Source organism: Pedobacter jejuensis (assembly GCF_003725795.1).
GTDB classification, from domain to species: Bacteria; Bacteroidota; Bacteroidia; order Sphingobacteriales; family Sphingobacteriaceae; genus Pedobacter; species Pedobacter jejuensis.
In genome coordinates, this window is the sequence record NZ_RBEE01000004.1 from 83,876 (window position 1) to 110,262 (window position 26,387).

Consider the following 26,387-nt stretch of genomic DNA (forward strand, 5'->3'; position numbering starts at 1 on the left):
CTTCATCTCAAGATTTATTATGGATTTACCTTATCTAAAATAGGTGTATTTCTAGCTTTTAAGACATTTTGTTGCGGCTTTAACAATTCTAAAACAACAACATCATTTTTTCCAACCTTTAACCATTCTTTTGGTACATATAAAGTTTGTTGTGGTCCTACAGACCAATATTTTCCTAAATTATGTCCATTAAGCCAAACTACACCTTTTCCCCAATCGGTCATATCTAAATAGGTATCACCAACTTTTGTAAGCGTGAATGTACCTTTTTGCATAGACGGACTTTCGCTTAATTTATTCGATGAAGCATTTTTCTCCGAAACCGTGGCGGTATTGTTAAATGGCAAACTAAACATTTCCCAATTGTAAATTTCTTTGCCTCCAAACAATACTTTTTCGGTAATTCCCTTTTTATTTTCTAATAGATATTTACCAAAATTTATCCTGCCCATATTTTCAACAAAAATATCCAATTGTACTTCACCCTCCGGTAATTGAAGTTCCAAACTATCTAAAAGTGTTCTTCTATCTAAAACGCCTACCCTCTTTTGATTAACAAAAACCAAAGCATAATCTCTTAATTGTTTAACCTGAAGCAAACCTTTTCTGCCTCCAGCAATTTTAGTTCGATAAAGCATATATCCATAGTCTTGCTTTAAGTCTTCGAAAGTTAAAGGCTTTTCGTTTTTTACTGAAGTTGGTAATGAGTTAAGTAAACTCAAACTACTGGTTAGTTTAAATGGTTCTATCGAAATTGTAGGCTTTGCAGCAGGAATAGCAGGTAATTTTTTCCCTTCTGGAAGATGCTTTTCTATAACCGACCTAAATTGTCTGAATTTTTCTGTTGCGTTTCCTGCTTCATCCAGCGGTGCATCATAATCATAACTGCTTATTTGAGGTTCGTACGGAGAAGTATCTTTATAATTGGCACCATTCATAAATGCTCGGGTTGTACCACCGTGAAACATATACATATTAATGGAAATTCCAGCTGCCAATACCGAATCTAATTTACCAGTATATTTTTCTGCCGGAACGGTATGATGCGGCGTTCCCCACCAATCGAACCATGCAGGGTACCATTCTGCAATAAAATACGGACCTTTCCCATTGTGGTATTTATCAATCATCGCTTTTACCCGTAGCGGATTATCCTGACCATTGATAGCCGGCAATAAACCAGATAAGTAACCACCTTTTATATCGGCCTCCGGGTCGCAGGTATACAATAAGCCATCAAAACCTGCTTCGATAAACATTTTTCTGTTGATGTCTAAATATTCCTTATCAGCGGCATAAGAACCATATTCGTTCTCCACCTGCACCATCAACACATTACCACCATGATTAACTTGTAATGGCGCCAATTGCTTGCCGACTTCATTTATATATTTTCTATATTCTTCCAGGTATTGAGATTCTTTACTGCGAACCACTAAGCCTTTCTCGGTTTGCAACCAGTATGGATAACCGCCAAATTCCCATTCTGCACACACGTAAGGACTTGGCCTTAAGATAACCCACAGACCTTCTTCCTTTGCAATTTTTACAAATTCTGCAATGTTATTGTTCCCCGAGAAATCAAATTTTCCCTTTTGAGGTTCGTGCAAATTCCAGAAAACATAAGTGCCTATGGTATTTAAACCCATGGCTTTAGCCATTTTCATACGGTCTCGCCAGGCTTCTTTCGGTACACGTGGGTAATGAATTTCGCCGGAGATAATTTGAAAAGGTTTTCCATCGAGCAAAAAATCATTATTGCCCAATTGAAATGTATGTTTCTGCTGCGTAAATCCATTTAGTGAAAAACACAGGCAGATAATTAATAATATATTTTTTTTCATTTTGATTTTTAGGTAGCTGATTTAGTGCGAGCGTTCGCAAGCACAATTTTAATATCTTGTTCTATAATTATTTATTTGAAGACACTCATATCCCACTTATCTTTCCATTCGATTTTTAATTTGTCATCTTCAAACTGAATTGGAAGCCATAAATATCGCCCATCAATTGCATTTTTAGGTTCCCATTTATCGGCCATAAAAATAAATGCATTTTTTTTGCCTGGTGCAGGAAGCACATAAGTGCTCTGTCCGCCAAATGTTTTATCAGCTCCCGGTCCAACACACGGGTTGCCCATATATTCCCAGTTACCAAAAAGAGATTTTGCTTTAAACCACCTTGCCGGATTTGGTGCCCAACCCGTACAACCCGAACCTACCATGTAATAAGTTCCATTTTTTTTAAATAAGGCTGGCGCTTCGGTTTGTTCGCCAATGTAAATTCTTATAAACTTACCTGTGTGACCTAAATAATCTGGCGTCAATTCAGCTAAATGCAATGTAAAATTCTCTTCAGATGAAAATATATGATAAGCTTTTCCATCATCATCAACAAAAACAGTCATATCTCTGGCCATTTGTCCGCCTGGTAAATCGCGACAAAAAAATCCATCGCTTTTATTGGCGGGCTTATCGCAATTAACTTTTTCGCTTTCTGGTGTTTGAGCTGAATAAAATGGCATTTTGCCTGCATTTGGGCGGTAGCTTTTAATAAAAGTATAAGGTCCTGTAACTTTATCGGCTGTAGCTACTCCAGCCCGTGCAGCTTCGTAACCTTTACCTAAAAGTTCTAAATGAAACCACATTACATATTTTTTAGTCTTTTTATTATAAACAACCTTGGGTCTTTCTAAAATACAACCTTTGGCAATATCACTTTTTAAATCTTCAGAAACTGAAAGTGCGATGCCTTCATCTTTCCAATTATATAAATCTTTTGATGAATAACAATGCACACCCAATTGTGCTGTATTGCCTTTTTCCCCTGCTATTTTATGTTCGCCAAACCAATAATAAACACCTTTACTTTCTACAATACCGCCACCATGAGCATTAATATGAACACCATTATTATCTTTCCAGATTTTACCAGGCGTAAACGCTGTATAGGTTTCTTGTGAAAAAACCTGAAAACCAATAAAACAATAAATAAGTAAAGTGCAGATGAATGGAATACGCTTATTCATAGAAAAGATTTGAGGATGTATTAAAATTGAAATATAGCAATTGAGTTTTAAAAAATCGGGCCATCCGAAGACGACCCGATAAACTAACCAAAATATTTTATTAGTAACCTGGATTTTGTGTTAACACAGCATCCTTATTTAATTGTATTTCACTTAAAGGAATAGGCAACAATAATGCTTTTGATGTTAAACCAGTAATTGGTTTCGATGCATCGTTTGAATTTAAACGCAATGCTCTTTCTACCAAAGTACCTGTTCTCATTAAAGTCATACGTCTGTTTTCTTCGCCAATTAATTCTCTTGCTCTTTCGTCAAGAATAAAATCTTTTGTCATTTGAGCAGCAGTAACCTGATCTGCATTGGCTCTTGTTCTCAGCACATTAATAGTAGCAGCGGCTTCGGTAGTTTTACCTTGTGCAACCTGTGCTTCTGCAAGTAATAAATAAGTTTCACCCAAACGCATCAAGATAAAATCTTTAATCATTGCGTATCCAAATGTATCATTCGGATCGAACGCACCCCACTTAGTTGTACTCGGACAAATGTTAATTAAGGTATCAGGACCAGTAAATGGTACTTGTTTACCAAATCTTGCAGCGTAAGTTGGATTTGGGTCGTTGTAATAATATCTTCTACGGATGTTGTATTGAGAATTACGAATGTCATTTCCTTTATACAAACCATAAAGTACCCAGTTGCTTAAACGTAACCTACCAACCGAACGACCACCTAATGAATCTGCCAAAGCCATACCTGCAATGTTGTAATAAGCAGCACCAAATACCCTTCTTTGTTGAGGGCTATCACTTATTCCACCAACTACACTAGCCGGATTTTCCTGTTCCAACACCCAAATTGCTTCGGTATTGCCTTGAACTCTTCTTTGGTTTCCATATTGAAACATATCAGAATAATAATCACCTCGCTGACTTGTTTTTACGCCGTAACGGTTTCTTATCAAACTAAATTTACCACTGCTGATGATGGCTTGCGCTTGTTGTTCAGCCAAATCTGGTTTACCCATTCTCAAATAAACTTCTGCGAGCAATTGCATAGCCATAAATTTGTTGGCTCTGCCATACATTTTTCCTTTAGTGTTCGTTTTTACAGCTTCGATATCAGGAAGATTGGTTACCGCATATACCAAATCAGAAACGATTTGATTATTTACATCGGCTATTGGCGCTCTAACAAAATCGGTTTTTGGACCAGATAATGCCTGAGTTATTAACGGTACACCACCAAATAGCGTAGCTAGGTTGTTGTAGGCATAACCTCTAAAAAATTTTGCTTCCGCACTTACCAATTTTTTACCATTGGCACTTAAAGTAGTTACACTTGGGTTTTCAACACCATCTATAATGATATTAGTTAAGTTAACCATGATGTAATTTCTGTTCCAAGTACGTGCAGCACCATTATCAGTAGGCGTTAATGTTGCGTAATTGTAATACGGGATTTCTACACCTTGTTGGTTATTTGTTGCATTTGCTACATCGGTACCAACTTGCCACACGCTTGGCCAGCCTTGCTGATCAGACCATGTAAAGATAGTGCTGGTGTGGTTATACAATCCAATTAACGATGCTTCGAATCCTAAAGAATCTGTAAGCGTTAATGGAGTATATGCTGAAAATGGTTTCTCATCCAGAAATGCTTTTTTACATGATGAGAATGCAATAAACAATACTGATAATGATGCGAATATGGTTATATATTTTTTCATGATGATTATATTAACGTAATGAAACATTTAAACCCAGTACGAATGTTCTTGTTATTGGATAATTATTTACCCAATCGCCCGAACCTCTTGATGAGTAATTATTTTCTGGATCCCAACCTACCCAATTGGTAAATGTATGAAGGTTACGGCCGCTGGCATAAACAGTTAGGCTGCCCAAATGCAATTTATCAAGAATGTTTTGCGAGAAAACGTAGCTTAAAGTAACATCTTTAATTCTGGTGTAACTTGCATCAGATGCATATCCATAACCCAAGGTGTTGTTGTAAGATAATGCCGGACGGGTTTGGCTCATATTCTCTGGTGTCCAGTAACCAATTTCAGCAGGTGTATTTCTTCTACCTGTTTCATCACCATACGTTAAATCCTGATTGTTTTTAGTCATGCCTTGTGCGGTTTGAATAAACACACTTAGATTAATGTTTTTGTAATGAAACGTATTGGTTAAACCACCGGTCCATTTAGGATCTATTTGTCCTAAAATGGTTCTATCATCTGCTGTAATTTTACCGTCACCGTTTAAATCTGCAAATTTTAAGCTACCTGGCCTTGCAGTTGGATCTTGCTTAGAAACATCTTCACCTGTTTGCCAAATTCCGGTCATTTGATAATCGTAAACAACCCTGATTGGCTTACCTAAAAACCATCTGTTACCTAAATCATCTTTGCCATCGCCATACAAATCGGTAATTTTATTTTTATTGGTTGCAAAAACTATCATAGTTTCCCAGCGGAAATCTTTTCCGGTAAAGTTTTGGGTATTTAAAGTTACCTCTAAACCTTTGTTGGTTGTTTTACCAATATTTTCAAACACATTGCTATAACCTGTAATTATCGGCAGGCTTCTTCTTAATAATAAGCCGCTGGTTTTATTTTGATAGGCCTCTACAGTACCGGAAATCCTATTGTTTAAAATTCCAAAATCTAAACCAATATTTGCTGTTTTTGTAGTTTCCCATAATAATGAAGAGTTACCTAAATTATTAGGAACTACACCAATCGTACTAATACCATTAAATGGATAGCGTACAGATCCTTCTGTTGTAATTGTTCTGTAAACATCAACAGCCTCATTACCAGTTTTACCGTACGATAATCTTAACTTTAAATTGTTGATTAGCGTCACATTTTTCATAAAGCTTTCATTGGTAATGTTCCAACCCACAGCAGCCGATGGAAATAAGCCATATTTTGTAGTGTTAGCACCAAATACCGATGAACCATCTCTACGGGCTGTTAAAGTCAAAAGATAACGGCTATCATATGAATAAAATAAACGAGCCATTTGCGAATTAAGTCCGTATCTATCTCTATAAGAACCACTTGTTTGTGTTGCTCCAGCACCAATATTATCTAAACCCAATTCATCATTAATAAAACCTACTGCACCTGCTGTCGTTTCGTTATATTTACGTTCTTGCGAACTGTATAAGGCAGTTATATCAAAATGATGTTTTTTAATATCTTTAGAATAGGTTAAAATATTTTCTAATGTGTAGCTATTTGTTGATGCATTAAAACTTCTTGCTGTACCATTTAAATCATTAGCCAAACGGCCAATATAACTTCCTTCTCTTTTGGGTAAATAGGTGTAACCCGCATTTAACCTAAATTTTAAACCTGATAATGCACCAGGGAATTTAATTTCAGCATATCCATTTCCATTAAGATTTGTTGTCCTACTTAATCTTGTAGTAGTTAAGCCTAATAATGGGTTTGTGTATAGTTGCTCAGGCTCCATTGGAAAAATTTTGTATGTCCCATTTGCATTATATTCTTGTCCGTAAGGACTCATTGCAGTTGCAAACAATAAATTTGCTCTTCCACCATCATCGTTATTACTTGTTAAAAATAAAGATGTACCAACGGTTAAGAAACTGGTTACGTTTACATCTAGATTAGACCGTAAACCAATACGTGTAAAATTGTATCCTTTTATAACACCTTTTTGGTCTAAGTAATCTCCAGAGATGAAATATTTAACCTCTGGTGTTCCACCTGAAATACTCACATTATGATCTTGGATAGTTCCTTGCTGTGTAGCTTCCTTTACCCAATCGGTTGTTGTACCAGCATTGTAAGCTGGTAACTCGCCAATATTTGGTACCGGGCGTTGTTGCACCTGACCTGTTTGTTTCAAAAAGTCGGCATATTTTTGTGCATATTCTGGTCCGGTACGTGGTTCTAATATATTGGCTAAATTGTCGATACCAGCATAACCGCTATAACGAATAACAGGTTTACCAGTTGTACCTCTTTTGGTTGTAATTAAGATTACACCATTAGAACCATTTGTTCCATAAATTGCGGTAGCACTTGCATCTTTTAAAATTTCAACAGATGCGATATCGTTAGGATTAATATCATTTAAAGATCCCCCTGTTTTGCTTAATGGTACACCATCAACAACTACATAAGGGCCAGTGCCAGCGGTAATAGAGTTTTGCCCTCTGATTAATGCACTTGGCTGAGAGCCTGGTACAGATAACGTTGTAGTAACGTTCACACCCGCAACAGCACCTTCAATCGATTGTAAAATATTGGTAACCGGCAATTGCGATAATCTTGCTTTTGGAACGGAAACAACCGAACCGGTAACATCAGAACGTTTTTGCGTACCGTAACCAATTACAACAACATCGTTTAATGTTTTATTTGGTTCTTCGGCAAGTGTTACATTAACCTGTGTTTGATCGCCTGCAACAACTGTTTTTGAAGTATAACCTATAAAGCTATACACCAAGGTTTCGCCTTTTGCAGCGGCAATTTTATACCTTCCGTTACCATCAGATATGGCGATTTTAGTTGTGGTTTGATTTTTAATGGTAACACCTGGGATGGGTCCACCTTTTGCATCTAATATAACACCTGTTACATCAGTATTTGCTGTTTGTGCATACAAGTGATTTGGGTTTATCTCAGCAATAAGAAATACTGCAATTAAAACCATAATGCACCTTAATGGTGATAGTAAATTTTTTAGCATAATAGTTATTTGGTTAGTTTGTTCTATAATTAGGGATTGATTTTTTATCAATCTATTTTCAAAACCTAGAAGATTTTAAAAATTTTGGCCATGAATGGCACTGTTAGTTATGGATGACTTTCTTCGCTCATAAGCTTGTTGTATAATTTGGTTAAAACAAATAACAATAAATTATCTGCCATTGATGAGGGGTAATACGGTAATTAATAGGGGTATAATTGTTATTTTATAGTACAAATTGACATTTAAAGACAATATTGATTAATATGTTGCAAATTTTAAACGTAAAACAGACGTTTATTTATTTAAGCAAGAAATGCTCTTCATCTTAAATTTAGATGGGTTAAATTATCTTAAATCTGCACTATGGTCGTTAGGGAAATCTTCTCCAGCCCAGATTTTTTGCGAGCTCCACTTTGCGGGAGGATTTGCCCAAAAAGGATCTGTTGATGGTAAACCCAATGGAAGAAAAATATTTGTGCAGATGTAAGGGCTGCCCTGGTTATTATAAAAATCGCCCAAATCTGGCTGTGAACCATATAAGCCAATTGTTAACCATCCATTTTTATAAGTTGTAGGACTTTCTAAAGTCTTTTTAATTACTGCAGTTAATGCACAACGAACTTGCTCAGGACTAAGCTGTTTTGGTAAAGCCTTTCTTAAAGCCATATCTGCCAAATGATGAAACGCACCACCGCGATATACAATTGAACGACCAGTTGCCGGGTAAGTTCCATCCGTATTGATTAAGCGCTCCTGGATAATTGCATAACGCTCATTGCGTTTTCTGATTTTTTCGAACAGGTTGTTATAATCTTTGGTTTTGCTCCCTATAATCGCAGCTATGCCAGCCAAATATGGATGAATTACATAACTATTGTAGTAATCAAATGCATAAGTGCTGCCATCTTTATACATGCCATCGCCAACATACCATTGTTCCATTTGTTGCATGGCGTAATCAACACGCATAGGATCCCAGGTGTAGCCAAACTTTGCCAGGAATGCTTCATTCATTGCAGAAAACAATAACCAATTGCTAAATACTGGTTTAAATTTTCTGGTTGTAACGATAGATTTCATCATGAGCTCCTGATTTTTTTTATCCAAATTTTCCCAAAGCCATGGTGCACGAATAAATGCCAACGCAACATAAGAGGCATCTACCAACTGCTGACCGCCAATATCATAGTTCATAAAATCTTTGGCGTTCGAATCCAACGAATTTTTTAAACCTTGAATTACCCACTGTCTGTATTGATTTCTTAAGGCAACTTCAGCAGCATCTCCACCTTCTAACTGTAGCCAGGGTGCAATTCCGCTTAAAACCCGACCTAAAACCTCAACATACTGAACTTTAATTCTATGCTCTTTGTTATCAATATGGATTGATGTAACCTTTGGCATATTTATGCGTAGACTATCTTTTGCGAGATTATACAAAACGGGTTTCACCATTTTATCCATCTGTTGCAGCCAGAATTGCCTATCGCTTAAAACTGCTGTCTTTTTATTGGTTTTCTTTTGCTGAGCAAATCCAAATATTGAACAGCATGCAAGCATCAATACGGTAAGCGATAATTTTTTTATAGGGATATTCATGAGTATTTTAGTTCGGTTATTTTTTTAAGTATCTGTACATTTCGCAGTTGGCCAAAAGAAAAGCACCAACGCCAAAGTTTGCAGTTGAGTTGGCATCTACAATTTGTCCGGGAATTGCCTTTTCTCCAATCGGTTGAACGTAGCCAATCTTTCCATTATCTTGTAGAGCTGTTTTTGTTAGGTAATTCCAACCTTTTAATGCAGCTGGTAAATAGGTTTTTTTATCTAAGTAGCCATTGTTTATTCCCCATAACAATCCGTAGGTAAAGAACGCAGTTCCGCTGGTTTCACGGCCCGGAGCATGCTCAGCATCTAGCATACTGCGTGTCCAGTAACCTTCTTGCTGTTGGCTTTTTAAAATGGCATCGGCCATGCCTTTGTATTTTGCTAAGTACTCACTTCTGTGCTTATCCGATTTTGGTAAATCTTTAAGCACTTTGGCTAAACCAGCAAATACCCAACCATCGCCTCGGGCCCAAAAATCTTTCTTCCCGTTTGTGCTTTTGTGTTGAGGATAAACGTATTTAGCATCACGATAGTAAAGCTTTGCTTCCGCATCGTACATAATGCTGTTCGCATAGGTAAAATATTCATAAAGCTTATCCAAATACAAAGTGTTGCCAGTGGTTTTGTACAATTTTGTCATAACCGGCATTACCATGTACAAACCATCCGCCCACCACCAATAATCGTTTTGCGGTGTACTCATTTCATATTCCATCACTTCTTTTGCCCTGGCAATTTTATACGGTTCGGGTTTTAAATGGTATAAATCGATGTAAGTTTGAAAGCATATTTGCCAATCGCCAAATAAAACGTGTTCATCTGTTTCGCCATATTTATATTTCCATACACTTCTATCGGTCGATTTTGCACCCATCCATTGGTTATGAATCGCCCAGTCTTCTGAATATTTGCGATACGTTTCATTTTTTGTTAAAGCCACTACTTCCATATTTCCGGTATGATAAGCTGCGTTATCCCAAAAAGAGCGCACTTGGGGTTTATTATTAGCTTGCCAATAGGTATTCGCTTTATCAATAATGTTAAGCACTTCTTTTTTTGATGGCAGTTTTTGAGCGTTCGATACAAGCGCTACAAAAAGTAACATCAAAAAGCTGAGGTAGGATTTCATCTTCATTTAGTTATTGGTGTTATTCCGGTAATTGTTGGTATAATTTTTTTGATGCTTCCATCTGCATTGAATTCTAATTTATCGATGCAAACTTCTCTATTAAAACCCGCAGCACGGCCCATTGTAATTCCATTAGGACGCGTAAAACGGTGGTAAATCATGTACCATTCATCTTTGTCTGGTACCTGAATCACACTATTATGTCCTGTTCCATAAATACCATTATCCACATCTTTTACTAAAATCAGATTGTTATTGGGGATGGTAATTTTACCGGTTGGCGAATCAGAATAGCCATATCTAACGCGATAATTTTCGCTTCTTGTATCATCTTCCGACCATAAAAAGTAATATTTTCCATTGCGATAAAAAACCTCTGTTCCTTCTCTAAAATCTTTATTTGGGGTAATGATTTTGATAGCATTGGTATCGATGGAAATCATATCCGCATTGAGTGGTGCAACGGCCATGTAACCATTGCCCCAATACAAATAACTTTTATTGGTTTTTGGGTCGGTAAAAACATCAGGATCTATCTCTTGCCCACCTTTTATGCCAGCAGGCTTAGAGGCGATTAATGCTTTTCCACTATCTTTAAACGGACCAGTAGGATTATCAGCTACAGCAACACCTATTTTCTGTGCAGCGGTAAAGTAGTAGAAATATTTATACGTACCATTTATTTTTCGCTCGGTAATGGTTGGCGCCCAGGCGTTTCGTTTTCCCCAACTAACATCTTTAACCAAATCTAAAATTACACCTTCATCTTTCCAGTTAACCAAATCTGGTGATGAAAATGTTTTAAAGTAAGTCCCACTCCAACTCGTAAATCCATCGCTGGTTGGGTATAAATAATACTTTTTCGTTTTGTTAGCATACAATATTTCCGGGTCTGCATAAAAACCTGTTAATACCGGATTATTATTTACAGCGGCATGTACCTCATAAACTACACTTGGTTGTCCGGTAATTGAAACCGTTATTTTCTGTGGACCTTTTGTAAAATCTAACTTCCCTTTCGGGCTAATTACTACTCCAGGAAAGGCGGCAAACTCTGGGTCGAAGCTTTTTAAATTTGTACCATAACTTACAGGCAGGAATAATTTTTTATTAACACTATCTACAACGATATTATTCTTTTTGATGAATGTAGATTGTGCAGATTTAAATACCGATTTAGCATTGTACCACTTGGCAACCAAGCGTTCCATTTCCGAACCAGTAATTGGCAATACTGTTCCATGCCTTGGATGAAAATCCATTGAAACCTCATTATCAACAACTTTAAAGGTTTCTAAATCTTTGCTTTTTGTAAATTGATATTTCCCTTTCATATACACATCGTACATCAGAATGTAATCGTCACTGTTGTTTAACTTAAAAACACCTGCTCCTTCTACCGCATCTGTTGTTTGCTGCAAATATTTATCCTGCAAAACATAACCTTTTGTTAATTCATTCGATACGGCTTTTTTTATGCCATTACCATTGCCTTCGGTTTTAAAAAACAAGTTGTATTTTCCGTTCTGATAAATGATATCGCCATCAATACAAGAACCATTAGTCGGACTAAAAAACAATTGTTTTGGTTCGGTTTCTAAATCAGTAAAATCGGCGTTTGCGTAAGCATAATAGATTTTATCTGGGTCTTTTCCATGTTTCATAGACCAATACACCATATATTTTTTCTGCTTGCTATCGTAAATGGTTTGCGGCGCCCAAACCCGAAGCAAATTCTCGTTATTAGGAAATCGGTTTTGAATGTTAATAACAGAGGAAGTCCAGTTTATTAAATCGGTTGATTTTAACAACACCATCGCCCGATTAGAATCCCATCCTTTGGCCGAAACCATATCCGTAACCACCATATAAAATGTTTTTCCATCAACACCACGCAAAATATGCGGATCGCGAACACCACCTGTAGAGCTTATTTTTTCGGAAGAAATAATGGCTTCATCATTATTTAGAGCATTAAAAGAGTATCCATTTTTGCTTATGGCATAATGTATTGCTTCTTCTTTTTTATCATTTCCGGTGAAATAAACAAAAAGATAGCCTGAGTTTTTTTCGGTATTGCTTGCTGCTTTTTGAGCAAAAGATTGAAACGAAAAAAGGCAAACAAGCAAAGTAAATATGTAATTCGGATGCTTTTGTATGGTTGGTCTATTCATGTAACTTTATCAATTTTGGATTCCATTGTAACACTTTAACTGCCGTAGGTTTTGATGCTGCTTTTCCTTCACCATCAATTTGAATTACATTTTGAAGGTAAAGGTTTAATATGGTTTTATTTTTCCATAGTTCGGTGTCGTAACTCGGTTCCCAATCACCTACGCTTTCTGTTGTAAAATCTTTAATTTGCCATTTATTTGATGTGATGTCCTGATTTATAGCGATTGATGCTTTGTTTCCCCGCTCGGCATCTCTAAAAATTATACCCGCAGCAAAACGATTTTTGTTGGGCCAAACGATAATTTGCGGTCGTGAGATTGGAATTTTTTTAGTGCCACCGCCGCTTAAACTAAAAGGAGTTTTTCGGAAGGATAAATTGTTTACTTTCCAGTTATTTCCATCATTAAAAACAATATGGTATTGAGGAATTGAATCTTGATTTTCCCGCCAATAACCAGCTATAAAAACTTTTCCATTGGCATCGGCATACATCGATGTTTGATTAATCAACTCACTTTTTTGTGGAATTTTTAAAGCGTATTCTGCGTTAGATTCTACTATTGGCAAGTTATACTTTTCTCCTGTTGATTTTTGCCAGGTTATGCCACCATCTAACGATTTTGCATAACATAAATCATGATTGCTGGCTACATCCGGACTTTCTCTCCAAACCCATGATAGATGTATTGCACCTTTGGTATCGATTGCAACCTGCCAATATGCGTTTCGTTTCCCTTCACCGTCAATCATTCCATCCTGAATGCGCTGCCACGATTTGCTTTTGACAGCATAACGGTTTATCATTAAATTTCCGTTTCCAGAACCTCCATCGCGATAAAAGAAAAGTAAATCTCCGGCAGGAAGTTTATAAAATTCGGGATAACTGACCTTGCCTTCTTTATCGCCAACCATCACTAATTTTTCGCCTAATGTAAGCGAACCCGGAGAAATCCCTTTGGCATAATTTAACGAATTATTGTGCTGACCCCATGCTACATGCAAAAAACCAGAACCATCAATAATTATACTTATCGATTTATGCGCATCAGTAGCATCACCTTTATACTGTGTTTTGTTTATGCTCCAATTATTCGAGCCGCTTTTCCTCTTAGCCAAAACAACAAATTGTTCTGAATCATAATATGCGGCATATTGATAATTATTAAAAGTTACGAGAGAATTTTTTCTGAAAATAACCGCATTTACCGAATTATTGGCCCATCCGTTTTCGGCTATTGTACTAATTGAAATTTCTTGCGCTTTTAAAAAACTCGGGAAAAGGAAAAATAATGATGAACATAAAATCAGCCTAATGGCAATCGTTCTCTTGAAATTTTGGTTAGTCAACTTTGTATATTTGGTTAGCCGAAGTACCGAATTTAACCAATTTTGTATAGGGGGTGAAATCATATTTAAAAGGGGGCTTTTTGAGATTAAGACAGGTCTAATCGCACAATACACTTGAAATCACATTTAGTTGGCTTTCTTAACGCCTTCAGATGTCATTACAATTCTTTTTATTGTACCATCATTGTTGTAATGCAAATAGTCGATACAAACTGAGCGCCTGTAACTTCCACCATCGGTATTAATTGAACCATTATGGTAAATAAAATATGATTTGCCCTTGAAATCAATAATAGCTTGATGATTGGTATTTGAGTTACCGGCAATCTTATTCAAAATTCCTTTGTATTCCCATGGTCCGTTTATATTTTTGCTCATGGCATATACAATCTTTTCCGGAAAACCCGATGCATAAGAAAGGTAATACCAGTTTTTTCTTTTATGAATCCAGGGTGCTTCAGTAAAATCTGGAATATTGATGGTTTTTATTGATCCATCAAGCTCAATCATATTTTTTTTGAGTTTTGCATAATAGCATTTTTGATTGCCCCAGAAAAGATAAGCCTGACCATCATTATCTATAATAACCGACGGATCAATATCATCCCAGGTAATTTTCACATCTGTGGTCATATCGTTTGTAATCAAGGCTTTCCCAAGAGCATCTTTAAAAGGCCCTCTCGGGTTATCAGCCACGGCAACACCAATTGATTTCCCACGGATAGTTGCATGTTCTGTAGCCACGTACCAGTAAAATTTGCCATCTCTTTCTACGACCTGTGAAGCCCAGGCATCGTCTTTTGCCCATTTAAAATCTTTTACATTTAGCGGAGATGGATGCGCTTTCCAGGTAATCATATCTGCAGATGAATAGCAAAGCCACTCATGCATTTCGTAATTGTTTTTGGATTTGGGAGCCACATCATGACCAGTATAAAGGTAAACCGAATCGCCATAAACAAAAGCAGCCGGATCTGCAGTGTATTTATCCGTAATGACTGGATTTCCCTTTGCGATAATAATGCTTTCCTGGGCTTTAGCGTGTAGGTTGCAAAGCACAACAATCAGGCTTAACAGGGTAAATTTATATAACATATTTTTGTCTTTTTTAAATTGATTTAGGTATTTAATTATGAAATGACGACCGCGGTAAAAACCAAAACTTCAGCCTAATTCATTGCATGTATGTTGTAATATTTATGAAAAGTTCTCCGGTGTTTTTTTATAAAATCAGATGGTGTGAGCTTAAATAGTTTTTGAAATTGCTCTCTGAAATATTTGATATCATTAATGCCAACTCTAAATGCAGCTTCGTTAATATTTAAATTTGTATTAATAAGCAATTCGGCGGCTTTACGTAACCGTATATAGCGAACAAAGCCGTTAATGGATTGGCCAGATGTCGCTTTGATTTTTTTGTACAAATTAGAGTGGCTCATACCTAAATCTGCCGCTAATGTTTTAACATTAAAACTATCTTCGGTAAGGTTACTTTCAATAATATTTATACATTTTTGCAAAAAGCCTCTATCTTCTTGCGATACTTTATGCGTATCAGATTTTAAAGTTATCTCGTTATAAAAATACGATTGCAGGTTTTTTCGATTCTTAATAATTCCGTTTATTTTTGCGGTAAATAGCTCCTTATCAAATGGTTTACTGATAAAATCGTAAGCACCAACTTCTATTCCTTGCAGCCTGATTTCAGCATTTGGATCGGCTGTTAGCAAGATTACCGGAATGTGGCTCAAAGCAGAATCATCTTTTATGGCTTTACACAGTTCAATTCCGTTTAGTCCATCCATATTCACGTCAGAAATTACAACATCAGGAAGAAATTCTTTGCAAAGTTCTAAGCCTTCAATACCATTTGTTGCCCTATAGATTTTAAAATTATCTTTAAAAATTTGGTTGATGTAATCTATAATTTCTGTGTTATCATCAACAACAAGTATAGAATGTAAATCAGAAATTAATAACGCTAGATTTCCAATGTTTTCTTTTCCTGCCAATTCGTTTTCTAGTTCTTCTTCAGCAATTAATTCATTTACATAAGTAAGTTCGGTTTCCAGTGGCTTATCGTCATATCCTGCAGGTTCGCCAATAGGCATTTCAATAAAAAAACTTGTACCAATGCCACTTTTGGTTATGAAATATATTTTGCCCTTATGCAATTCAACAAAGTTTTTCGCCAGATAAAGTCCTATTCCAAAACCCATTTTTAAAGAGGTTTTATTGATCACTTTATAAAATTTATCAAAAAGTTTTTCGCCTATTCCATCCGGAATTCCAGGTCCGCTATCACTAACTTCAATTTTAATGTCGCCAACGTTAGCGGTAATTTTAAACTTTACGAAGCCATTATTTGGTGTAAATTTTAAGGCATTTGATAGGAGATTAAAAAATATAATTTCCAGTTTATCTCTATCTGCAAAGATATTTAACTCTTCATCATCACATTCGAAAGTATAATCAATATTGTTATTTTTTGCGAGGTAACTAAAGCATAAAAAAATCTCTTTTGCAAAGCGATACAAATTAATTTTTACAACGTTTAGCGTATCGTTTTCACTTTCGGTTTTTCGAAACAACAATAATTGATCGACCAAACTCAGTAACCTTCGCGAGTTGCGATAAACAACGTTTAAATCGTTTTTCTCTTGTCCTGATTCCTTGCTATTTAAAATATCCTTTATAGGATTTACAATTAAAGTTAGCGGCGTTCTCAATTCGTGAGAGATGTTGGTGAAAAAGTTTAATTTCTTTTCATTCAAATCTTTTGCACGCTCCATTTTCAGGTTGGTAAGCTCTACCTCGTGTTTAAGGTTTCGTTGCTTGTTTCGGTAGGTTTGCAGCACATAATAACACACCGAAAATAAAGCGAGGTAAATTGCGTATGCCCACCAACTGCGGTACCAAGGAGGAAGAATTTTTATCACAATTACTTTTTCATTGCTACTCCAAACACCTTCTGTATCCGTACTTTTTATGTGCAGCTTATATTCACCTTCACTTAACCTGGAATAAAATGCGGTTGTTAGTTTGTTTACATTGTTCCAGCCCCTATCCCATCCTTCTAAATAATAGGCATAAGAGATTTGCTCCTGAAACGAGAATTCGATAGCAGCATAATTAATAGATAAGGAAGAGTTATATGGGACGGAAATTTGTTGCAAATCAACAATGGATACATTCTTATACGTCGAATCCAAATCGAGCGGAATATTGTTAATTCTAAAATCGGTTAATACGATTTTAGGGATACGCTTGTTTTCTTTAATACTGTCTGGATAAAACAGGTTAAAGCCATTAATTCCACCAAATAGGAATGCACCATCTTTAAGTTTTAACGCTGCGTTATAATTAAACTGATTGCTTTGTAAGCCGTCAGAAGAAAAGTAGTTTTTGAAGGTTCCGGCTCTGGCATCAAACTTTGATAAACCATTGTATGTGCTGCACCACAGATTATCTTTTGCATCAATTAAAATATTTAGGATAGAACTGCTTGGTAAACCATCCTGCTCGGTGTATTTTTTGATGCTTTTTGTTGATGGGTTGAATTGTAATAGACCACCACCTTCGGTTCCAATCCACAAACGTTGTTTCGAATCCTGATTTATTGCCCTTACCGCCAAGTTAATGTTGGTAAACTGATGATGTTTTTTTAAAGGGTCTATTTTTATTAAAGCGGTATAATTGCCAGCCCAAAGGTTACCAGCCGCATCTTGAAACAAAGCATGAATATCTTTCAGGTTATTATCAAAAAGCTCAAATTTATCGGTTTGTGCATCGTATTTATAGAGTGCGCCACCTCTTGTTGTACCCGCCCAAATATTTTTATCCTTGTCTCGAAAAAGTTTCCAGATATTTACTTCTTCAACACCTTTTACATTGTTGTAGCAAGAGTAATGGATAAATTTTTGTGTTTTTTTATCAAGCCTATCTATGCCACCGCTAAAGCTTGCAATCCAAATGTTATTATCCGCATCGTTTAAAATACTGGTTATAAAGTTGCTCTTAAGCGACCCTATTTCATTGTTTTTTACAAAATTGGTAAATGTATTTTGCTTCCGGTTCCATTTGCTTAATCCACCTCCATCGGTTCCAATCCACACATTCTGTTGCTCATCTTCGCTAAAAGAAAGCACAAAATTATTAACCAAAGAATTACTCTTTAAGGCATCGTTCTTTATGGTTCTAAATTGAGTACTCTGCTGATCGATTAAATTTATACCACCTCGTAAAGTTGCAATCCATTTTCTTGATTCTCTATCCTCATAAACTTGTGCAACGGAGTTACTGCTCAGCAAACCCTTCTCTTTGCCTGCCGATAAATGATTAACATTATTGTTTCGGATATCTAAAACATAAATTCCTGAGCCATCGGTAGAAACCCAAAGTTTTTTCTGCTTATCCAGCATCAGGTTCATAATGTTATCGTTATTAGGATAGTTTTGAGGCTTAGCTAATATTGTAGATTTAGTATCAAATTTGTAAAGCCCTGCCTCGGTTCCTATCCACAAAACATTTTGTTCACCTGCAATAATTTTGGTTACATTTTTTACATCAGGTTTTATAAGTTTTAATTTGGCATTTGATGGGTTGTAGTTGCACAAACCTAGGTCTTTCACATAAAACCACAACAGTCCATCATTGGCTAAACAAAGTGCCTTTATTGCATAATCTTTATCATTTAATGAAACTTTATTTGCAATAGCACTTCCCTTTTTTAGCAAGTAAAGTCCATTTTCATCAGTAGCTATAAAAACAGCTCCGTTTTTATCTATCGCAATTGAATTAACTGAAGCCGTTAAAACAGTTTGCTTACCACCTTCTTTTACTTTTAACTTATGGAATTTTGAATCAGCATAGCCATAATATGAAACGCCCTTTTGCGTACCAATCCAAACACGATTCTGATTATCGCCATTTAAAACGGTTATATGGTTGTTTATAAGAGAATTATCTACGTTTTGATTGTTCCTGAAGACCTTAAAGTTGTAACCATCATACCGGTTTAAACCATCATAAGTACCCATCCACATAAAACCATAACCATCTAAATAAAGAGAATTAACGATGTTATTTGAAAGGCCACTTTCTACACCAAGATATTTAAGTAAAGGCTGCGATTGTGCGAAGCAAAACTTTATGCTGAGCAGGAAACAGGTTGCAAAAGCAATTAATATCTTGTTTGCAGATGGCATAAATTATAGAGAAGAGATATTTGGTATTAACGAATATACAATTTTTAGCAAACCATAAATCAGCTTTAACAAATAAACGTATTATTAACGTTAATACAAGAATAAACTGAATTTATGGTTAATATTTGATTATTTATTATGAAAAAATGAATGGTAACTTTTGATATTACTGAGAAAATACTTTTAAATATTTATTAGTAATTTTGCCACCAATGATTTTTTACAAAACTGATGAACAAGTAGAACTGATGCGAATCAGTGCGCTATTGGTAAGCGAAACCCTTTCTGAAATCGCTAAAATTTTACGCCCGGGTTTAGCAACCATTGAGATTGATAAATTAGCAAATGAATTTATTTTAGATAATGGTGCTGTACCATCTTTTTTCAACTACAATGGTTTTCCGCACCACATTATTACCTCTGTAAATGATGTTGTTGTACATGGTTTCCCCGGTAAAGAAACCTTAAAAGATGGTGATATCATTTCTGTTGATGTTGGTGTTATTAAAAATGAATACCATGGCGACCATGCTTATACTTTTGTAATTGGCGATGCCAGCGAAGAAATTTTAAAATTGGTTAGAACTACCAAAGAATCTCTTTTTGTTGGTATAAATGAGGCTGTTGTGGGCAGAAGATTAGGTGATATCGGTTTTGCTATTCAAAATCATAATGAGAAGCAAGGTTATGGTGTGGTAAGAGATTTTGTAGGTCACGGACTTGGAAAAAGCATGCATGAAGACCCACAAGTGCCCAATTATGGCAAACGTGGTTCGGGACTAATGCTTAAAGAAAACCTTGTTTTGGCGATAGAACCGATGATTAACCTTGGTAAAAAAGAGGTGTATATTGAAAGAGATGGCTGGACGGTTAGAACTAAAGATGGTAAACCTTCCGTTCATTTTGAACATGATGTATGCATTAAAAAAGGTAAAGCTTTAATTTTATCTGATTATACACCCATAGAATTAGCAGAGAGAAATAATATTAATCTAAAGGTGGTTTAGGCTTTAACACACTTAACGATAATAAATCTTATAAATCAGCTTATTCACCCAAGTTCGATTGTTAAACTTAATATTTTGTTGTTTTATCGGCGTATTGCTTGTACGACACGTCATGCTGAATTTATTTCAGCATCTTTCCTGCAAATAAGACCCTGAAATGAATTCAGGGTGACGTTAGCTATAAAAAAGTGGCTTTACTTAGGTGAAGAAAAATTAATAATCGAGCTCAGCTTAACATATTATAGCATAGCAATATTTAGTCTGGATTTGAAACTTGTGCTAAATTTTGTAAAACATAAACATTCAGTTGATGTTAAATAACTGGTAAATTATTACTGTGTTGAATATTCAGTTTTCAGATATTAATACAAATTAAAATCATCCAGATTATGAAAAAGAAATTAATGTTAATTGCCTTGAGTATAGGCATTTCAGTTGCAGCTTGTAACGGCAAAAAAGCCGATTCAGAAAATGCAGATAAGATGAATACATACAGCGATTCGACAACTTTAGATACGAATTCTAAAGACAGTACACAAGCAAATATCATGGCCGATTCTACAACAAATGCGCCAGCAGATGTGAATCATTAAAAAATCTATTAAAGACTTACGAAGTTTCCATCTGCTCTTTGCCTGTTGAAACTTCGTGAGTCAACCTTAAGCACAATATTTTTCGATTTAAAAAACTTAGCTGTCGTTTTGATTGTCATATATGATATAAATAATCGCTATCATTTATGAAGATTGGAATCATCGCACATTTAAAACATCCTATTTCCGCTCCGTTTGCCGGTGGATTAGAAGTTTTTACCCATCAAATCACCAAACTGCTTGTTGAACGTGGTCATGAGGTGATTTTGTTCGCAAGTTCCAATTCCGATTCATCACTTCCTGTCGAATCGATTTTATCTGATAATGATTACGATAAACAAACTGGTGTAAGGATTAAAAGAAAAGATTTGCCTTCAGAATATATTGCCGAACACCATGCCTATTTCAACTTGATGATGCATATTGACAATTACGATTTGGACGTAATTTTTAATAATTCATTGCATTACATTCCAATAACCATGGCAAATACAGTACAAACGCCAATGCTTACCGTACTGCACACGCCTCCATTTTACGAGTTAGATTTAGCCATTCGTTCAGAAAGGAAAAATCCGGTAATTAATTATGTTACCGTTTCAAAACAAAGTGCTGCAAACTGGCAAAAGCAAATAGAAAACTGTGCGATAATACCCAATGGAATTGTTATAGAAGATTGGGTTTCCTATCCAGATAAAAATATAGATGAGTATGCGGTTTGGTTTGGCAGGATACATCCAGATAAAGGATTACACCTAGCAATTGAAGCCTCCAAAAAAGCGGAAATTAAACTTAAGGTAGCGGGAGCAATAGCCGACCAACGCTATTATGATAGCAAAATCGCTCCAGTACTTGATGAAACCATAGAATGTTTAGGCTTATTAAATCACCAGGAATTAAATGCATTGATTGGTGGGGCGCAAGTTTGTTTAATTACGCCATGCTGGCAAGAGCCATTCGGTTTAGTCGTTGCCGAAGCCATGGCTTGCGGCACACCAATAGTTGGTTTTAAAATGGGTGCGCTACCAGAACTTATTGATGAACATTGTGGCATTTTAGTTGATTTCGCTAATACGGATGCACTTGCAGCTGCCATCCAATCGGCATCTAACTTCGACAGAACGTTAGTGGCACAATCTGCAATGAGGTTTGACATCCATAAAATGATTGATAAATACGAGCAAATGCTTGAAAACATAATATCGCAACATCCAGTTAAACAAGCATACCAATGATAGATACAATAAAAGAAGCTTTTAACCCAATTACCTTTCAAAATGCACTTGCTGAAATTGAGCAGATGGCATCTGTTTCAGAACATCATACCGATGGATTGAGTAAAGAATTTGAATTGTTGCGTGAAATTAGTGTATTAAAAATTGTGCTTCCTGGTGAATATCTTGATTTTAACAAGCCAAACACGCCAGCATTATTAACGCTTTTAAAAGACGTTGGAAAGGCAAATTTATCAGTTGGTAGAATTTTCGAAGGACACATTAATACTTTATACCTAATTCATTTATATGCTGATGAAGACCAAAAACGAAACTGGTTTGAAGGTGTTAAAGAATATGGCCATTTATTTGGGGTTTGGAATACACAAGCGCAAAATGGAATAGAGTTTAAGTCTATCGATAATAAATTGATTGTTTCTGGAAATAAAACATTTTGCTCTGGCGTTGGCTTAGTTAATAGAGCATTAATTACCGGAAATATAAATCATGGAGAAAGGGCTGGCTGGCAAATGTCAATCGTTAATATGGGGAAGATTAGCGATGACAAAGTAAATAAAGAAATCTGGAAACCTTTAGGAATGAAAGCTTCAGGAAGTTACACCGTTGATTTTTCGGGTTATGAATTAGCTGATAGTGAATTGCTATCAAAACCAGGAATATACCTCAAACAACCTTATTTCAGTGCTGGTGCGATACGGTTTGCAGCCGTGCATTTAGGCGGTGCAGAAGCAGTTGCACACAATACCATAAAATATTTAAAAGAGTTAAACCGTACTGAAGATCCCATTCAAAGAATGCGAATTGCCAGTATAATGACACAGCTGGTTGCAGGTCAATTGTGGTTGGAAAAGGCTGGTGAAAATTATGATAATTGGCTCGAAAATAAAGAATTTGAGCAAAATCTTATCGCTTTTGCAAATATGACACGTACAACTATTGAAGATATTTGCCTGCGAATTATGGATGAAAGCAACAAATGTGTTGGAGCAAGAGGATTAATGGCTCCATATACTTTAGAGCGTATATTCAGAGACTTAACATTCTATCTTCGCCAACCTGCTCCTGATGCTACTCGATTAAACATTGCCGATTTTTTCATCAATAAAAACAGTGTTTCTTATGGAACAAATATTTAATAAGGAGGCTTTTAAAAATTCGGCAACGGAGATTCGTGCTAATGATTTGGATGCTGTAAAACGATGCTTGATATTAGTGCCACATCCTGACGATGAATCTTTAGCTTGTGCGGGTTTAATTTGTTTGCTACAAGAAAAAGGCACTGAGTTTACAATAATTTTAACCACGGATGGAAGCCGATCGCATCCAAATTCTAATATATATCCATCAGAAAAGCTTGCGGCATTACGTAAAAATGAATTGGAGCAAGCGCTCAATTTCCTTAATTTAAGCAATAATATATTAACCTGTTACAATAGCGTAGATTCTGCCATGCCCGCAAAAGGTGAAAGTGGTTTTAATGAACTTGTTTCAAAATTAGCTGAAGACATAACTTCTTTCCAACCAGATTTGGTGCTGGTTCCTTACGAGCTAGACCCACACCGAGACCATCGTGCAACCTGGCAACTTTTAATGGCAGCTTTAGAAAAAGGAAATACACACAGACCAAAAATTTGGGAATACCCGATTTGGTTGTATGAAAATGCAGTACAAGATGATATCCCAAATCTCAAAGAACACGAATTAAAGTTTATCGATGTAGCTAAATACACCGAAATTAAGCAGAATTGTATTGCAGCACACGCATCGCAAACAACAAATTTAATTGATGATGATCCTACCGGATTTATGCTTAGCGACGAGATGATTTCAAACTTTACTAATGGTAAGGAATATTTTATGGAGCGCAGGAAAATAAATCCTTCATCAACATTAACAGAAGATTATTTTGATACGCTTTACAGTGGTAATGACGACCCCTGGAATTTTGAAAAAAGCGAATACGAGCAGAAAAAATATCAAAATTCTATTGCCGCCATTCCGAATAAAACTTACAATAATGCATTAGAAATAGGTTGTTCTATTGGTGTTTTTACCACAATGCTTTCGCAATTTTGCAATAATTTATTGGCTATGGATATCAGTTCTACTGCGCTTGCAATGGCCAAAAAACGCCTTGTTGATAACATAAAAGTAGAATTTCGCTTGGGAGCAATTCCAAATGATTTTCCGGATAAGATGTTCGATTTAATTGTAATGAGCGAAGTTGGATATTACCTTGTCAAAGAAGATTTACTTAGCACCAGGACAAAAATTTATAACCAACTTAACGATAATGGAATTTTATTGCTAGTGCATTGGACACATTTTGTTGTAGATTATCCAATTTCTGGCGATGATGTGCATGAGTGTTTTAAGGAATTACCACTAAAACATTTAAGCAATTTTAGAAATGAAGATTACCGAATTGATGTTTTTCAAAAACAATCTTAATAGATGAAATTCACCATCGCGTTTTATATTCATCACCATGGTTCTGGTCACCTGATGCGCACTTTACAAATTGTTGAAGGGTTAAAAGACTATTTAATTATATTGATAGGAAGTGGATTAAAGGATTTGACAGGCGTGCCATCAAACGTGAAAATCATTCACTTACCTTTGGATATTGCCATTGAAAGTGAAAATCTATCCGATAGAAATTCTAAATCAATGGGTTTCCATTATGCACCAATTGATGTTAAAGGCATTAGAGATAGGGTAGCCATACTAACTGAAGTTTTTCAAGAAAATTATCCATTGGTTTTAGTTGTAGATGTTTCTGTAGAGGTTGCATTATTGGCTCGCTTAGCTGGCGTACCAACCATAATAATAAGGCAACAAGGTAACCGTACCGATTTGCCGCATCAGCTCGCATATGATAGCGCAGAATTACTTATTGCCCCCTTTTCGAGTGAAATGTATGTGGGCGAAAAAGATAAAACGTATACAAAAACAGTTTTTACAGGTGGCTTCTCCAGGTTTGATTCTATAAAAAATAACGTAAATGGTAATTTAAATACGGTTTGTATTTTGGTTGGAAAGGGAGGCACGTCAATCACAGAAATAGTAATAAAAAAAATGGCTTTTTCTTGCCCTGAACTTCATTTTAAGGTATTAGGCTTGAAGCAAAGCGAGAACAATAACTTTAGCAATCTTGAGTTTCTGGGTAAAGTTGACAATCCAGTTGAAATCTTAAACGGAGCCCAAATCATCATCGGCAATACCGGACATAACACAGTGATGGAAGTTGCGAGTTTAAATAAGCGTTTTATAGGAATACCTGAAAATCGTCCATTTGATGAGCAAGTTGAAAAAGCAAAATCATTTCAAAATCGAAAGGGAATTAAGATTGTAACTCCAGATGAATTGCTCCAAGTAGATTGGCAAATCATTCTTCAAAATCTAAAGAATGAGCCAGTAGATTGGAAAGGTGTAATTGCGCCAAATGCTGTGGCTACGCTTGCAATAACAATTGTAAATACTGCCGAAAACCTTTTTAAGAATAGTTAATCTTTTAAGGCTGCATCAATTTCTGATTTGATTGGGTATCGTAAAATATCGATATGATTTACCTTTTTAAAAATCAACCCCATATCTACAAACTGCTTTAGCCAGCCTTCCATTGGCCAAATATTCCACTTCGCAAAAAACCTTTCGGCATTTGAAACGATATCTGCAAAATGATTAAGCGGAGGTGAATAACTAGCATGATATTGGTGATAAGCGCAAGCATTAAGCGTTTTTAATTCAATGCACTTTTCTCTTGCTGTAAAACTAAAGTCGGTATCTTCTGCACCATAGCCTTCAAAGTTTTCGTCAAAACCACCAATAAATTCATAATCAGCCTTATTACAGGCAAAATTGAGCGACCAAAATAGTTCATAAGAAATTTCTGGTAAATCCTTCCGAATGGGATCTGGCTTACTAAGCGATTCCAATTTAGCTAAAAACTCATCTTGCTCTGTCGCACCAATATTCAAATATCGAACTGAACCAACCAGTAATTTCTTTGGTTCAAAATTGTTGGCATACATAGAAATTAAATCCTTTGAAGGAATGCAATCCACATCTAAAAAAATTAGAGAATTAAATTCAGCTTTGTTGGCTGCTTTGTTTCTCGCTGCAGCAAGTGGAATCTGGTTTTCGTGAAATATTTGAAAGCATCTAACCGGAAAAGGCATTTGTGGTAATTCTCCTATCGGCTCATTCATAAAAACGATTACCAATTCATCGGGCAATTTTGTACTGATTTTAAGTCCGGAAAGAAAGTTTATTAGCGCCGACTTTCTACCATTAACCAAGGTTAGCACAGAAATTTTATCCATAAT

The 26,387-nt window shown here is 35.9% G+C and carries 17 protein-coding genes; 6 read left to right on the top strand and 11 right to left on the bottom strand.

Translation table 11 applies throughout. The features are described from left to right. Positions 1-17: 17 nt before the first annotated feature. The 10 genes from D7004_RS02995 to D7004_RS03040 form a co-directional block, all read right to left on the bottom strand. Positions 18-1,844: a glycoside hydrolase family 35 protein gene (locus D7004_RS02995; RefSeq protein WP_123204392.1), complete on the bottom strand. Its 1,827-nt coding sequence runs from the start codon at positions 1,842-1,844 to the stop codon at positions 18-20. Positions 1,845-1,915: 71 nt separating this feature from the next. Continuing rightward, complete coding sequence (locus tag D7004_RS03000; RefSeq protein WP_123204393.1) at positions 1,916-3,028, bottom strand: glycoside hydrolase family 43 protein; 1,113 nt, start codon at positions 3,026-3,028, stop codon at positions 1,916-1,918. Positions 3,029-3,128: 100 nt separating this feature from the next. Next, the gene (locus D7004_RS03005; RefSeq protein WP_123204394.1) at positions 3,129-4,754 is read right to left on the bottom strand and encodes a RagB/SusD family nutrient uptake outer membrane protein; all 1,626 of its coding nucleotides are present in this window, start codon (positions 4,752-4,754) and stop codon (positions 3,129-3,131) included. 10 nt (positions 4,755-4,764) lie between these two features. Further along, complete coding sequence (locus D7004_RS03010) at positions 4,765-7,758, bottom strand: SusC/RagA family TonB-linked outer membrane protein (protein ID WP_123204395.1); 2,994 nt, start codon at positions 7,756-7,758, stop codon at positions 4,765-4,767. A 348-nt stretch (positions 7,759-8,106) separates the two neighbouring features. Continuing rightward, entirely contained in the window at positions 8,107-9,360 is a 1,254-nt protein-coding gene (locus tag D7004_RS03015) for a DUF2264 domain-containing protein (protein WP_208646780.1), read from the bottom strand. A 16-nt stretch (positions 9,361-9,376) separates the two neighbouring features. Continuing rightward, on the bottom strand, positions 9,377-10,501 hold the full coding sequence (locus D7004_RS03020; RefSeq protein ID WP_244214228.1) for a glycoside hydrolase family 88/105 protein: 1,125 nt from the start codon (positions 10,499-10,501) through the stop codon (positions 9,377-9,379). Then, positions 10,498-12,669, bottom strand: coding sequence for a family 43 glycosylhydrolase (locus tag D7004_RS03025; protein WP_123204397.1), 2,172 nt, complete (start codon positions 12,667-12,669; stop codon positions 10,498-10,500). The genes D7004_RS03020 and D7004_RS03025 overlap by 4 nt, the downstream gene beginning before the upstream one ends. Continuing rightward, positions 12,662-14,017 (bottom strand): BNR repeat-containing protein, encoded by a 1,356-nt coding sequence (locus D7004_RS03030; protein WP_244214229.1) that lies wholly within the window; start codon positions 14,015-14,017, stop codon positions 12,662-12,664. The genes D7004_RS03025 and D7004_RS03030 overlap by 8 nt, the downstream gene beginning before the upstream one ends. 126 nt (positions 14,018-14,143) lie before the next feature. Next, positions 14,144-15,112: a glycoside hydrolase family 43 protein gene (locus D7004_RS03035; protein ID WP_123204399.1), complete on the bottom strand. Its 969-nt coding sequence runs from the start codon at positions 15,110-15,112 to the stop codon at positions 14,144-14,146. Positions 15,113-15,186: 74 nt separating this feature from the next. Next, positions 15,187-19,224, bottom strand: a complete 4,038-nt coding sequence (locus tag D7004_RS03040; protein WP_123204400.1) for a hybrid sensor histidine kinase/response regulator transcription factor — start codon at positions 19,222-19,224, stop codon at positions 15,187-15,189. A 212-nt stretch (positions 19,225-19,436) separates the two neighbouring features. Between D7004_RS03040 and map the strand changes: the two genes are divergently transcribed. From map to D7004_RS03070, 6 genes are all read left to right on the top strand, one after another. After that, complete coding sequence (map, locus tag D7004_RS03045) at positions 19,437-20,231, top strand: type I methionyl aminopeptidase (protein WP_123204401.1); 795 nt, start codon at positions 19,437-19,439, stop codon at positions 20,229-20,231. A gap of 389 nt (positions 20,232-20,620) precedes the next feature. Beyond that, the gene (locus tag D7004_RS03050; protein WP_123204402.1) at positions 20,621-20,824 is read left to right on the top strand and encodes a hypothetical protein; all 204 of its coding nucleotides are present in this window, start codon (positions 20,621-20,623) and stop codon (positions 20,822-20,824) included. Between the two features lie 146 nt (positions 20,825-20,970). Continuing rightward, a complete protein-coding gene (locus D7004_RS03055) occupies positions 20,971-22,059 on the top strand; it encodes a glycosyltransferase family 4 protein (RefSeq protein WP_123204403.1) in 1,089 nt (362 codons plus the stop codon). Further along, positions 22,056-23,195, top strand: a complete 1,140-nt coding sequence (locus D7004_RS03060; RefSeq protein ID WP_123204404.1) for an acyl-CoA dehydrogenase family protein — start codon at positions 22,056-22,058, stop codon at positions 23,193-23,195. Before D7004_RS03055 ends, D7004_RS03060 begins: the two co-directional genes overlap by 4 nt. Beyond that, positions 23,179-24,510 (top strand): bifunctional PIG-L family deacetylase/class I SAM-dependent methyltransferase, encoded by a 1,332-nt coding sequence (locus tag D7004_RS03065; protein ID WP_123204405.1) that lies wholly within the window; start codon positions 23,179-23,181, stop codon positions 24,508-24,510. Before D7004_RS03060 ends, D7004_RS03065 begins: the two co-directional genes overlap by 17 nt. A gap of 3 nt (positions 24,511-24,513) precedes the next feature. Then, a complete protein-coding gene (locus tag D7004_RS03070; RefSeq protein ID WP_123204406.1) occupies positions 24,514-25,569 on the top strand; it encodes a glycosyltransferase in 1,056 nt (351 codons plus the stop codon). Here the strand turns inward: D7004_RS03070 and D7004_RS03075 are convergent. Further along, entirely contained in the window at positions 25,566-26,384 is an 819-nt protein-coding gene (locus D7004_RS03075) for a galactosyltransferase-related protein (protein ID WP_123204407.1), read from the bottom strand. The genes D7004_RS03070 and D7004_RS03075 overlap by 4 nt on opposite strands. Positions 26,385-26,387: the final 3 nt, after the last annotated feature.